Here is a 12,652-nt window from a genome sequence, read left to right as displayed (position 1 = left end):
CAAAACCGGCACCCCCTACAACGAGACCACCGCCTGGTCACACCACCCCAACCAAGCCGCCGCTTGACAACCTAAGCACATGGGATGTCTTTGCTCTGCCTACTCATATGCACCGAAACCGAAGGCCCATTCGATTTCGGTGCGTATACGTAAGCAGAGCAAAGGGCCCCGGGAGGCGTTGCCGACCTGCGGCTTCGCTACGCAAGGCGGCGGCGCGGGAGCGGCCGAACCCGGCGGGTTCGGCCACTCTCGTATGCGGGTCAGGCGATCAGGAGCTCGGCCTCCACACCCAGTTCGACCAGGGCAGCGGCGATCTCCTTCTGGTACGACGGGTTCGTGATGATGACGGCCGTGGGCTGAAGCGACGTCAGCGTCGCGGGGTCGTCCACCCGGTGCGCCGTGACGGGCAGGTAGCGGCCCCACTTGCGCGGGTTCACGTCGACCACCGCCGCCAGTCGCTTGTCCGCGTCCGCGAAAGTCAGGAACTGCACGCCGCGCGAGCCGGCGCCCCACATCACCGGCTTGGCGCCGGCCTCGACCAGTTCGGCGATGCGCGAGCGCCAGCGCTTCTGCTCGGCCGCGTTGCGCTCCTGGAACGTGCTCACCGCCGCCAGCTGGCGCTCCTTCTCGGCGGGGCCGGGGATCGGCTGGTCACCGAGGCGTGGCCGGTCGCCGGCGTTGGCCGACAGCTCGATGAACCGGAACATCCCCCCGAACAGCGTGCCGGTGTCCTCGACCCGCCACCCGGCCCGCTCGGCGATCCGCACCAGCGAGTACGCGTCGAAATAGGACACGTGTGGATAGATGACCTCCCACCCGGCCGTCGACAGGTCGTAGACCGCGTCCGGCACCTCGATGTACCCGTGCACCTCCCGATCCCCGGCCTGCGCCCGCAGATCGGCCAGGAACTCGTACGGGTCGGCAATGTGCTCGAACCAGTGCCGCGACGTGAACAAGTCGAAAGAAGGCAACTCCGCGCCGCGCGGCGCATATCCACTGTGGAACTCAGCGCCCGACGGATCGGGCCCTTCGACCCCCGCGTACATCGCGTCGTAGCCGACCCCGGTAGCGCCGGAATGGTGGCACAGCTCGCGCAGGAACTCGCCCTGCCCGCAGCCGATGTCCAGCACCCTCTTGCCGGCCAGCTGGTACCGCCCGGCCAGGTGCTTCACCAGTTCGGCGGAGAAGGCCTGGAACGCGGGGGAGAAGTGCAGGTTGGTGTCCATGGTCTTGTCGTAGACCAGGACCGCCGGGTCGAACGCCAGGTTCCGCACGTACGCGCAGTTCGGGCAGTACCCCAGCGTCATCCGGCCCACGGGGCTGGCGGCGGCGGCCCCGGCGTCGGCCCAGTGCACGCCGCACAGGACCGGGATGTCGCCGAGGTCGGCGAAGGTCACGAGGGTGCCCTCGGCACACGCGTCACACGTACGGGACACTGTCTCTCCTTGAAATGCGAGTCAGGAAGAAAGGCGAGCCACGACCGGCGCCGCGGCGACGGGGTCGCCCCCCAGGTGGAAGTAGTCGAGACCGTACTCGTCCCGGCGCTGCCGCAGCTGTTCCACGCAGGATGCCACGCTTCCGTGCAGCACCGCCGGGGAGTCGGCCAGAACCGCCGGATCGGTCACCTCGGTCGCCATGCTCGACACCCAGCGCTTCGAGCCGGGGACGTCGGTGATGTGCAGCGACCGGATCGAGGTGTGGTAGCGCAGGGCGTCCGGATCGCGGCCGGCCGCCCTCGCGGACCGCCGGGCGATCGCCACCTTCCTGGCCACGCCCTTGGACGTCAGGTCGAGCAGGGCCAGGCCGTCGGCGCGGTCGCGGCGCATCACCGGGTTGATCCCGACGATGTCGGCCGAGGCGCCGGCCAGCTCGAGCACCCGCCGGCTGCCGCCGCCGATCAGGACCTCCGGGTGCGGCTTCTGCACCGGCTTGGGCAGCCCGTCCAGCTCGGTGACCTCGTAGTGCTTGCCGACGTACGAGAACGGCTCGGCCCCGAACAGGCCCTTGATCACCTCGACCGACTCGCCCAGCCGCTCGATCCGCACCGGCGCCGGATCGTACGGCAGATTGGCGGCCTGATAGTCGCTCTCCATCCAGCCGGCCCCGATGCCGATCTCGACCCGGCCCTCGGAGAGCACGTCGAGGGTGGCCATCGACTTGTGCAGCATCACCGGGTGGCGGTAGTCGTTGGCCAGCACCAGCGGGATGACCCGCAGCGTGGTGGTGGCCTCCAGGGCGGCGGTCATCGCCACCACCGGCTCCATCTTCCAGCCGGCGGTGAAGTGGTCCGAAATTGCTACCGACCAGTATCCGAGGTCCTCGATCCGCCGCAGCCGGTCGCGCCACTCCGGCATCGATCCGGTGAGGGCGGGCATGTTCGTACTGAAGCGAAACGCGTTCGCCATCGGTCCTCCAGAGGGAATGGGAGCGCAATTCTACGGCGGGCATGGTGCGGCCACGCGGGTCGTAATTCCCTATTCTCTGCACGAAACACGTCGCGGTGGGGCCGCGCCATAGTCATTTCGGCCGATGTCCGGGGGACCAACGGCGTAATTGTTAAATCGATATTGCGTACCCGATCAGGCGGACGCCACCCGATGGCGCCGGGCCGCCGCGATCCAGGCCCGCAGGTCGCTGCGGGGAATGGCGAGCATCACATAAGTGAGCAGGCCCACGGTGCCGCCGACGGCCAGCTGGACGAACGCGCCGGTCCCGGCGAGCGCCACGCTCAGCGACGCGGCCACCACGGCGGCGACCGCCCCGGCGAGCAGCGGGCGGATCATGCGCCGGCCCAGCGGCCCGGTCCGCACCCCGACCCGGTGCAGCGCCCAGCCGGCCAGCGGCACCGCGACCAGCACGCCCACCCCGGCCTGCGCGACCGCCGCACCCTCGGCCCCGTCCCACTTGGTGGCGAACCACAGGGCCGGGATCGCCATCACCAGCCAGCCGGTGTTGACGACCAATGTCCATTTTGTCGCACCGGTGCTCATCATGATGTCCATGCAGAGCCCGGTCACCATCCGGACCACCATCAGGATCATCAGGAAGCGGAGGACCTCGGCGGCCGCGAGCCACTTGTCGCCGTACAGGAAATGTACGAGCGGATCGGCCAGCGCCGCCAGCAGCACCGCGATCGGCATCACGGCCAGGAACACCAGCGAGAGGCTGCTGGTCACGCCGGCGGTCAGCTTGTCCTCGCCGTGCTCGGAGAGCCGGGCGAAGCCGGGCAGCGAGACGAACCGCACGGCGCTGCCGATGATGCCCGGCGTCCAGCTCGAGATGCTCACCGCGAGCAGGTAGATGCCGAGCACGCCGGCCCCCGTCACCCGGCCGACCACCACCTTGTCGGCCTGCTCCAGGATCGACTCGACGGCCAGGCTGGCGGTCAGCGGCACGCCGAAGATCAGCAGTTTCCTGGCGATCTGCCAGTTCACCCCGACCTTGAGCGGCAGCCCGGCCCACCACCACACGATGATCCCGGTCGCCACCGAGCTGGCCAGCTGGCCGCCGGCCAGGGCCATCGGGCCGGTGTGGGCGAGCGCGAGCCCGATCGCCACGAACGCGTTGACCGCCACGCCGGCCGCGTTGGCCAGCACGTACCGGCCCTGCTGGAAGGTGCGCAGCAGGTAGGCGCTGCGGACCGCGGTGATGCCGTCGATCAGGATCGTCGCGGTGTAGACCCGGACCACCCAGGTCGCCTCGGGCACGCCGGAGAGGTGCGAGAACCAGGGCGCCGCGAACCAGGCGATCGCGTAGACCACGAAGCTGAACGAGGCGGCCAGCGTGGCGGCGGTGGGCGCCATCTCCTCCAGCTTGCCGCGCCACTGGATGGTGGCCGGGATCAGGCCGACGTCGTTGACGTGGATGGCCAGCTGCATCGCGGCCAGGGCCACCGCGTACACCCCGAAGTCGTGCGGGACCAGCAGCCGGGCCAGCGCCAGGCTGGTCGCGAACGAGCCGATCCGGGTCAGCGCGTTGCCGAGCAGGCCCCACGCCACGCCCCGGCCCGCTTTCCGGCCGATCGACTCGGGTTCGGTCTCCTCCGGCACAGCCTCGGTCACGGCCTCAGTCACGGTTTCCTCGCTCTTGTCTTCATATCGGGACGCGGGAAATCCTTGCGGACGCCGAGGGCAGCCTAGCGGGAACTGACGGATAATTCACAGACCCCATTTCTGGGAATGCACTGAAGGTACGCCCTGCGGTGCCGAGATAGGGTCGGGGTTGTGCGAGCTGCGGCGTTATCGGTATGGCACAGGGCATTGGTCCTGGGTGTCGCATGTGTCGTAATGTTGATTGCCGTCTACGCACTCGCCGTGCACACCCCGACCGGCCAACTCTTCGAGGACGATGTGCTCCGCGCCGCCGATGCGATTGCCGGCAGCGCCGAACAGACAGATGCGCTCGACACTTTGGATGTCATTTCCGTCCCGACGGTGGTTGTCGCGATCCTGATCATTTTCCTGATCGGCGCGATGCGGCGCCGGTTCCTGCTGGCCGCCCTCGCGGTCGCGGCGATCGTGGCGGCGATGGTGACCGCCGAGCTGATCCAGCGGTACGGGTCGCGGCCGATCCTGCTCAGCCACGGTTACCGGCGGGAGGACAAGAGCTTCCCGAGCGGGCACACCACCACCGCGATGGCCCTGATGTGCGGGCTGGCGCTGGTCGTGCCCTACCGGGTGCGTGGCCTCGCGGTGGCGGTGTCGTCCCTGTTCGCGGCGGGTGTCGGGGTGGCGACCGTGACGGCGAGCTGGCATCGGCCCAGCGATACGATCGGCGCCGGCCTGATCGTGGTCGGCTATGCGTCCGCGGCCGTCGCGGTGCTCGCCCGGTGCGGTAAGGTGCGCCCGGCGGCCCTGCCGAGCCCGCTCGGGCGCGGGCTGCGCGCGGCGCTGGCCACGGCCTGCGCGGGCGTGGCGGTGCTCTCGTTCGCCGGCGCGGGCGTCGCCGTCGCCGTCACGCTGCTCGACGCCCATCCGGGCGAGCACGCCACCGCCATGCTGACGGCGGGGCGCCTGCTGGCCCTGTCGGGGAGCGCGTCGGTCGCGGCGGCACTTCTGGGCCTGCTCCGTCAAGTGGATCTCGGCATTGATGAGGAAGGAACTCCGGATGTCCCACCTGGTCTCCATCGGCCTGCCGGTCCGCAACGCGGCGTCCCGCGTGACCGAGGTGGTGCACTCGGTCCTGGCGCAGACGTACCCGGATCTTGAGCTGCTCATCTCCGACAACGGCTCGACCGACGACACCGAGGACGTGTGCCGCGCGCTGGCGAAACAGGACGACCGGGTCAAGTACCACCGCCAGCCGGAGAACATCGGCCTGATGAACAACTTCATCTACACGATGCGGCACGCGACCGGCACGTACTTCCGCTGGATCGGCGACGACGACCGGGTGCACCCCGAGATGGCGAGCCGCTGCGCCGCGGTGTTCGACGCCGACCCACGCCTGGTGCTGGTGACCATGGGCATCGAGTACACGGCGCGGGACGGCACGGTCTCCGTCGGCGGCTACTACGACGGCACCGCGCTCGGCTCGGACGACCCGGCCGACCGGTTCGCCGAGATGATGCGGCTGCTCAACGCCGGCCACCTGGCGATCGACCCGCTCTACTCGATGATGCGCCGGGAGGTGGTGGCCGCCATCCCGCGCCGCAACATGCTGCACGAGGACGAGATCTTCGCGGGCAAGCTCGCGCTGGCCGGCCCCTGGGCCCACGTGCACGACGTGCTCGCCTACCGGCACTGGCCGGACGACTCGGTGACCAAGCTGGGCAAGCTGCTCAACGTCCCGGCCTGGCAGTGGCGGATGCGGAACGCGTTGCAGTACAAGGAGACCGCGGCCGTCGTCCGGGAGGCCGATCTCACCGCCGAGCAGCGGCGCCGGGCCCTGGCCGCGGCCCGCGACTGGTATCTCACCCGGCAGTGGAAGCTGATCCGCCGCCGCAGCATCAAGCTCGTCCGGATGGCGAGCCCCGCCCGGTGACCGGGCCGATGCGTCAAGGTCGGCTGCCCGACCGACCGATGGGGGCGACCCACCCCCTTCACTACGTTGTGGTGACATGAGAGCGTTCCTCGCGGTTTCGGTCGCGCCCCATGCCGCCGCGCGGCTCCCGCGCCCCTCGGCGGCCGTGCTGTCGTGCCTGGCCGACGACGAGGCCGCGGTGGACCGCGTCGACGAGTCCGCGGACGGCTGGGTCGCCTTCGCCGGCCGCGACGAGCTGGACGTGCTGGGCGAGCTCGGGGATGCCTTCACCGTACGGCTGAGCCTGCTGCTGCGTACCCGGGAGGAAGAGCTCTCCACCGCCGACATCCCCGCCCTGATCGCCGCCGGCGGCCCGCTCGCCGAGCTGCTGCCCCCGTTCGCCGCCGCCCACCGGGCCGCGGCCGGCGCGCCGGTCCAGGTCGCCAACGACTGGCTCGGCTACCGGCAGCTGTTCTGGTGGCAGGGCGACGGGATCGCCGCCGTCTCCACCAGCGCCCGAGCGCTGGCCGTGCTGACCGGCCGTGGCCTCGACCGGGCCGGGCTCGGCGCCCAGGCGATGATCGGCTGGCAGGTCGGCGACCGCACCATCTTCGAGGACGTGCGCTCGCTGCCGCCGGCGACCATCGTCACGCTCTCCGGCGGCGAGGCCCGCTTCCGGGAGTATGCGGAGCCGGTCGCCCAGGACGGCCCGGCCCCCGGCGTCGACGACGCGGTCGCCGAGATGGCCGACATCCTGGTCCGCTGGCAGACCGCGTACGTGGAGGCCCACCCCGACTCGGTGATCCAGCTGACCGGCGGCCACGACTCGCGCATCCTGCTCGGCGCGATCCCGGAGAAGCTGCGCGCCGGCCGCCGGGCACTGACCCTGGGCGAGCCCGACCACCCCGACGTGGTGATCGCCGCCCGCCTCTGCAAGCAGTACGACATGCGGCACGAGGTGCATCGGCTCGACGACGAGCACCCCACCCCGGCCGAGGCGCACGCGGTGTCGATGCTCGCGGCCGGCGCCCTGGAGTGCCTGGCCAGCCCGATGGCCCTGGCCCCGCTGCTGCTCACCGAGGCGCGCCTCGACCAGGGGCACCGGCTCTCCGGCCTGGGCGGCGAGGTGGCCCGCGGCTTCTACTACTCCGGCCAGCCGACCGGCGCCGAGACCTCGGCCAAGCTGGTGAAGCGGCTGGCGCACTGGCGCATCTTCGCGAACGAGGCGGTCGAGGAGGGCGCGCTCGACCCCGGCTTCCTGGCCGAGGCGCGGGAGGGCACCGAGAACGCGCTCGCCGAGCTCTTCGCCCCCGGCGACTGGCTGCGCGCGACCGACCAGTTCTACCTGTACCACCGGATGCACCGCTGGTCGGCCGCGCACGGCAGCGCCGCCGCGGTCCGCCGGTACGCGGTCAACCCGATGTTCGACCGGCGCTTCATCGAGCTCGCGCTCGCCGTGGCCCCGGCCGACAAGCGTGACTCGCTGCTGCTCGGCCGGCTGATGACCCGGCTCGACCCGGAGCTGGCCCGCATACCGCTCGACTCCGGGCTGATCCCGGCCCGGCTCGGCAGCCGCGACCTGGCCACCCGGGTCTCGATCGCCGCGGTCACCGCCCGTAAGGCGAGCCGCAAGGTCCGCCAGCGGCTGGTCCGCGGCCGCAACCCGCAGCTGGGCGCGGCCGGCATGGCCGAGCTGGTGCTGCGGCACTGGCGGGCCGAGCCGTCCGCCGCGGAGGCGCTGTACGAGCAGAAGATCCTCGACCGGGCCTGGCTCGACGGGATCCTCGACGGCACCCGCACCCCCGCGCCGACCACGGTGGCGTTCCTGGTCAACCTGCTGGCCGCGGGCGTGCCCGCCGGCGGGGCGTGAGGCCGCGACCCGTTGCCACCGTCCCGAGGCAGGACCGCACCCGGCCGGACCGCGCAGGTCCGGCCGGGTCTTTGGCGTTCCGTATCAACGTTCACCAGTCTGGAGTCAGTCCGATGACGGCCACCCCGACGAACACCCCGCCGCAGGCGCCCGAGATACCCCCGTCCTCCCGCTCCGGTCGCTTCTGGCTGCCGGTGGTCGCGCTGGCCGCCCTGGCGGTCCTGCTGGTCGGCGGCTACGTGGCATTGACCCGCACCTCGAACGACAAGGCCGACCCGGCCACGTCCCCGGCGCCGGCGGCTCTCGGCGGCGCCGCGGCGACGAGCGCGGCCGGCAGCACCGCCCCCAGCGCGAGCGCCTCGGCGTCGGCCTCGGCCAGCGCGAAGCCGAGCGCCTCGGCCAGCAAGAAGGCCGCGGCCAAGGCCACCGAGTCGGCCCACGATCCCTACATCGCCGGCTGGCCGGGGCCGACCAACACCGGCGTCCCGGCCGGCACGAAGCTCAGCAATTACACCGGCAACTGCACGATCCAGAAGGCCGGCACGGTGATCGACAGCAAGACGCTGAACTGTGACCTGACCATCCTGGCCGCGAACGTCACCGTCAAGCGCAGCAAGATCAATGGGCTGGTCTTCCTGGACACCGACCGGGCCGGCTCGAGCAACTGGTCGCTGACGCTCGAGGACTCCGAGGTCGACGCCGGCACGAAGCCGAACGCGGCGGTCAGCTACGGCAACATGACGCTGCTGCGCGACAACATCCACGGCGGCGTCACCAGCGCCCAGTGCGGCGAGAAATCCTCCACCTGCGTCATCCAGGATTCCTACCTGCACGGTCAGTACCTGCCGGCCACCGCCGTCTGGCACCTCGGCGGCTTCCTCTCCAACGGCGGCCACAACATCCGCATCCGGCACAACTTCATCCTGTGCCAGCCCCCGGCCAACAAGGTCGGCGAGGGCTGCACCGGCGACCTGAACCTGCTGCCCGACTTCGCGGTCATCGCCGACGTGATCGCCGAGGACAACTTCCTGGGCGCCAACACCGGCTCGTCCTACTGCATCTACGGCGGCGACTCGTCGACCAAGCCGTTCCCGCACGCCAACCACGTGGTGATCCGCAACAACACCTTCCAGCGCGGCACGAACGGCAAATGCGGCATGTACGGCCCGGTCACCGGCTTCAACTCCAACGGCGTAGGCAACGTCTGGACCGGCAACAAATGGCAAACCGGCGGCGGCTCGGTGGCCGCGGAGGACTAACTCACCATCTAGATCAAATTCCCGTTACCGTACGGGACGGACAAGTCCCCGCGTTCCCCGGCGATCTCGCTGCAGTCCCGGCCCCGTGCCGCCCGCATCCGGGCTGAGCTGCAACGCGGGCAGGCCGGCCCAGGCGGCTGGTCACCCTGGCTGCCGCCGCTCACCGCGGCGGCAGCCACTCACGCCGACCCGCCGACCCCTCAGCCGCAGCGGCGCGGCCTCGTCACGGCGGCGGCAGCCTGCCTGCCGCCTGGCGGTGGTTTCCTCATGGCGGCGGTGGGGTCAGCGCGGCGCGGACCGCGGCGGCGTCCGGGAGGGCCAGGCAGGCGGGTAGCCGGTCGGCCAGGGCGGTCAGGTCGGCGGCGCGCAGGCCGGCCTTGACCGCGGGCAGTGCCGCGGGGGAGACCGACAGCTCGGTGACGCCGAGCGCGGCGAACACCGGGCCGGCGAGCGGGTCGGCGGCGGCCTCGCCGCAGACCCCGACCCGGAACCGGCCCGCGCCCGCCCGGCAGACCGCCTCGACGAGCCGGAGCACGCCCGGGTCGAGCGCGTCGGCCAGGGCGCCGAGTCCGGGGTGGCCGCGCTCGGCGGCGAGGGTGTACTGGGTGAGGTCGTTCGTGCCGATGCTGACGAAGTCGACGAGACCGGCGAAGGCCGCCGCCTTGAGGGCCGCGGCCGGTACCTCGATCATGACGCCGAGTTCGAGGCCGGGCGGGCGCGTCCCGTCCGTCTCGGCGGTCAGCACCTGGTCGAGCACGGCGTGTACCTGCCGCAGTTCGCCCGGGGTGCTCACCATCGGCACCATGATGCCGAGCGGGTGTTCGCGGGCGACCCGGACGAGGGCGGTGAGCTGGTCGCGCAGCAGGTGCGGGGCGGCCAGCGCCAGGCGTACCCCGCGTACGCCCAGGAAGGGGTTCGCCTCCGGCGGGGTGGGCAGGTAGGGGAGGGGCTTGTCGCCGCCGACGTCCAGGGTCCGGAAGGTCACCCGTCGCCCGGGCAGGGCCTCGGCGATCGCGCGATAGAGCTGCTCCTGTTCGGCCACCGTCGGAGCGGTTTCCCGGTCGAGGAAGAGGAACTCCGTACGGACCAGGCCGGCTCCGTCCGCGCCGAGCCGGGCGGCGTCGAGCGCGTCCGGCACCGAGCCGAGGTTCGCCTCGACATGCATGCGCCGGCCGTCGCGGGTGACGGCGGGCTCGCCGGCCCGGGCCCGCTCGGCGGCGGCGCGCTCGGCCTCCTCGGCGGCGGCCCCCCGGTAGCGGGCGAGCACGTCCGCCGCCGGGTCGACGAGCAGCAGCCCGGCCGTCCCGTCGACGATGAGCGCGGTGGCCTCGGGCAGCCGCAGCACGTCGTCGCCGGCCCCGGCGACCGCGGGGATGCCGCGGGAGCGGGCCAGGATGGCCGCGTGTGAGGTGGCGCTGCCGTGGGCGAGCACGATCGCCGTGACGTGCTCGCGGTTCAGTCCCGCCGCCTGGGCCGGGGTGAGGTCGGCGACGACCAGCACCCCGTCCCCGCTCGGGCCGCCGGCGCCGGCGCCGGTGAGCTCGGCGAGCACCTGGTCGCCGACGGCGCGCACGTCCTGCCCACGTTCGCGCAGGTAGGGATCGGCGAGCGCGGCGTAGGCCCGCTCGGCGGCGTCGACGGCCCGGGCCCAGCTGCCCTGGGCGCTGTGTCCTTCGCGGATCTCCGCCTCGGCGGGCCCGATGAGGGCGGGGTCGTCCAGGATGGCCTCGTGCGCGGCGAAGATCGCTGCTTCGGCGGCACCCAGCTCGGCCTGTGTGCTGGCCGCCAGCCCGGCGAGGGCGCGGCGCACCGCGTCCCGCGCTTCGTGCAGGCGGCGCAGCTCGGCGCCCACCGGACGCGGGCCGGAGACGCCGGTGCCGTTGCGGGGGGCGGGCACGGCGCCGTCGCGGGTCGGGGCCGGGCGCCAGAAGCGGGCCGGACCGATTCCGATGCCCGGCGAGACCGCCTGCGGACCGCGGCCGGCCGCCAAGCCGTTCGCCTTGCCGATCGCGGTGACGGAGACCGAGTCGTTCGCCGTGACGGAGACCGAGTCGTTCGCCGTGACGGAGACCGAGTCGTTCGCCGTGACGGAGACCGAGTCGTTCGCCGTGACGGAGGCCAACCCGGCCGACGGCTCGGCGGAGCGGTCGTCGTCCCCGAAACCGTCGTGCGCCAACGCGATCACGGCGTCGAGCGCTTGCCGTGCCGCCGGGCCGGTGGCCTCGATCTGAAGCCGGTGCCCGCGCTGCGCGCCGAGGGTTGCCAGTTGCGTCGGGCTCGTCGCCGCGGCGGGGCCGGCGCCGGTCGTGAGGTTGCGCAGGCTCAGCCGCGCGTCGTGCTCGCGGGCGAGCGCGACGAGCCGGGCAACCGGCCGGGCGTGCAAGCCGTGGCGATTCTCGACCGTGACCTCAGCGTGGGCCGCCGGCTCGTCCGGCGGGCGACCGGTGATCTCCGTGCCGGCCGATGGCTCGCCCGGCGCGGGACCCGAGCCGGGGTCGGTGTCCGGCTCGCCGAGGTGTTCGCGCTTCGCCCGCAGCGCGGCGACGGCCTCGGCCGCCACCTCCGCCCGCGAGGCGCCGCCGGCCGCGGCGACCGCCGCCGCGACGAGCCCCTCCACGATCGGGGCGGGCGACAGCGTCACCCGGTCCCGCCCGGTGGGGTCGTCCAGCAGGTCCAGGGCGAGCTCGCTGCTGAGCACCGCGCTGCCCAGGTCCATCAGGACGACCACGCCGTCCGGGCCGTCGACCTGCTCCACCGCCGCCTTGATCTGCAGGGCGTCCGTGCCGAGGGTGGTCTCGTCGAGGCCCGCCGCGACCGCCAGGCGCAGGTCACGCCCGGCGAGCATCTGGGCGGCGAGGTCGACCGCGGCCCCGGCCAGGGCGCGGCTGTGCGAGACCACGACGATGCCGACGCTCATCCGGCCACCCCGGAGTCGAGCGCGGCGCGGAAGAACAGGCTCACGGTGGTCGCGCCGGGGTCCTGGTGGCCGACGCTGCGCTCGCCGAGGTAGCTGGCCCGGCCCTTGCGGGCCACCAGCGGGACGGTCGCGGCGCAGCCGTCCTCGGCGGCCTTGCTCGCCGCGGCGAGCGCATCGGCCAGGGAGCCCCCGGCGGCGAGCGCGGTCTCGACGGCCGCCACGGCGGGGGCCAGCGCGTCGTACATCGTCTTGTCGCCCGCCTCGGCCTTGCCGCGCTGGACGACGCCGGCCAGGCCGGCCCGCAGTGCCGCCGCGAGCGCCGTGGGCGTCTCCTGCTCGGCCAGCGCGTTGCCCATCCGCAGGAAGAAGGTGCCGAACAGCGGACCGGCGGCACCGCCGACCGTGGAGATCAGGGTCATGCCGACCTTGGTCAGGCGCGGGCCGGCGGCCGGCGGGGGATCACCCGCCGCCAGTTCGTCGAGCGCGACCGCGGCGGCGGTCAGGCCACGGTTCATGTTCGCCCCGTGGTCGGCGTCGCCGATCGCGGCGTCGAGCCGGGTCAACTCGTCCTCGTGCTCGGCCACCAGCCGGGCGAACGCCCGCAGCCAGCCGTCGATCGCCGCCCCGGTCACACTGTTCGTCATT

9 protein-coding genes are annotated in these 12,652 nt (G+C 72.6%); 4 read left to right on the top strand and 5 right to left on the bottom strand.

Annotated elements, in window-relative coordinates:
* Positions 1–260 precede the first annotated feature (260 nt).
* The 3 genes from IH26_RS0116425 to IH26_RS0116415 form a co-directional block, all read right to left on the bottom strand.
* Positions 261–1,436: a class I SAM-dependent methyltransferase gene (locus IH26_RS0116425; protein WP_157437216.1), complete on the bottom strand. Its 1,176-nt coding sequence runs from the start codon at positions 1,434–1,436 to the stop codon at positions 261–263.
* A gap of 21 nt (positions 1,437–1,457) precedes the next feature.
* Positions 1,458–2,405, bottom strand: a complete 948-nt coding sequence (locus IH26_RS0116420; RefSeq protein WP_030437068.1) for a TIGR03621 family F420-dependent LLM class oxidoreductase — start codon at positions 2,403–2,405, stop codon at positions 1,458–1,460.
* Between the two features lie 174 nt (positions 2,406–2,579).
* A complete protein-coding gene (locus tag IH26_RS0116415; protein WP_030437067.1) occupies positions 2,580–4,073 on the bottom strand; it encodes an oligosaccharide flippase family protein in 1,494 nt (497 codons plus the stop codon).
* Between the two features lie 150 nt (positions 4,074–4,223).
* Between IH26_RS0116415 and IH26_RS0116410 the strand changes: the two genes are divergently transcribed.
* The 4 genes from IH26_RS0116410 (at position 4,224) to IH26_RS0116395 (ending at position 9,090) form a co-directional block, all read left to right on the top strand.
* A complete protein-coding gene (locus tag IH26_RS0116410; protein ID WP_169789760.1) occupies positions 4,224–5,207 on the top strand; it encodes a phosphatase PAP2 family protein in 984 nt (327 codons plus the stop codon).
* Positions 5,107–5,982 (top strand): glycosyltransferase family 2 protein, encoded by an 876-nt coding sequence (locus IH26_RS55870; protein WP_084598862.1) that lies wholly within the window; start codon positions 5,107–5,109, stop codon positions 5,980–5,982. Before IH26_RS0116410 ends, IH26_RS55870 begins: the two co-directional genes overlap by 101 nt.
* Positions 5,983–6,058: 76 nt before the next feature.
* Positions 6,059–7,831, top strand: coding sequence for an asparagine synthetase B family protein (locus tag IH26_RS0116400; protein WP_030437064.1), 1,773 nt, complete (start codon positions 6,059–6,061; stop codon positions 7,829–7,831).
* Between the two features lie 113 nt (positions 7,832–7,944).
* Positions 7,945–9,090: a hypothetical protein gene (locus IH26_RS0116395; protein ID WP_051808193.1), complete on the top strand. Its 1,146-nt coding sequence runs from the start codon at positions 7,945–7,947 to the stop codon at positions 9,088–9,090.
* 265 nt (positions 9,091–9,355) lie between these two features.
* Here IH26_RS0116395 and ptsP read toward each other — a convergent pair whose 3' ends face one another.
* Both ptsP and dhaL read right to left on the bottom strand, forming a co-directional pair.
* Positions 9,356–12,007 carry a phosphoenolpyruvate--protein phosphotransferase gene (ptsP, locus tag IH26_RS0116390; RefSeq protein WP_030437062.1) on the bottom strand — a complete coding sequence of 884 codons (2,652 nt, stop codon included), beginning with the start codon at positions 12,005–12,007 and terminating at the stop codon, positions 9,356–9,358.
* Complete coding sequence (gene dhaL, locus IH26_RS0116385; protein WP_030437061.1) at positions 12,004–12,651, bottom strand: dihydroxyacetone kinase subunit DhaL; 648 nt, start codon at positions 12,649–12,651, stop codon at positions 12,004–12,006. The genes ptsP and dhaL overlap by 4 nt, the downstream gene beginning before the upstream one ends.
* Position 12,652: the final 1 nt, after the last annotated feature.

Origin of the sequence: Actinoplanes subtropicus (assembly GCF_000721705.1) — a bacterium.
GTDB lineage: Bacteria > Actinomycetota > Actinomycetes > Mycobacteriales > Micromonosporaceae > Actinoplanes > Actinoplanes subtropicus.
The sequence above is the reverse complement of the archived record's forward strand: the minus strand, read 5'-3'. Positions and strand labels throughout refer to the sequence as shown.

Bases quoted from the DNA above. Each gene is read 5' to 3' on its own strand.
- IH26_RS0116395 (WP_051808193.1), top strand. From the start codon at position 7,945: ATGACGGCCACCCCGACGAACACCCCGCCGCAGGCGCCCGAGATACCC.
- dhaL (WP_030437061.1), bottom strand. From the start codon at position 12,651: ATGACGAACAGTGTGACCGGGGCGGCGATCGACGGCTGGCTGCGGGCG.
- ptsP (WP_030437062.1), bottom strand. From the start codon at position 12,007: ATGAGCGTCGGCATCGTCGTGGTCTCGCACAGCCGCGCCCTGGCCGGG.
- IH26_RS0116420 (WP_030437068.1), bottom strand. From the start codon at position 2,405: ATGGCGAACGCGTTTCGCTTCAGTACGAACATGCCCGCCCTCACCGGA.
- IH26_RS0116400 (WP_030437064.1), top strand. From the start codon at position 6,059: ATGAGAGCGTTCCTCGCGGTTTCGGTCGCGCCCCATGCCGCCGCGCGG.
- IH26_RS55870 (WP_084598862.1), top strand. From the start codon at position 5,107: ATGTCCCACCTGGTCTCCATCGGCCTGCCGGTCCGCAACGCGGCGTCC.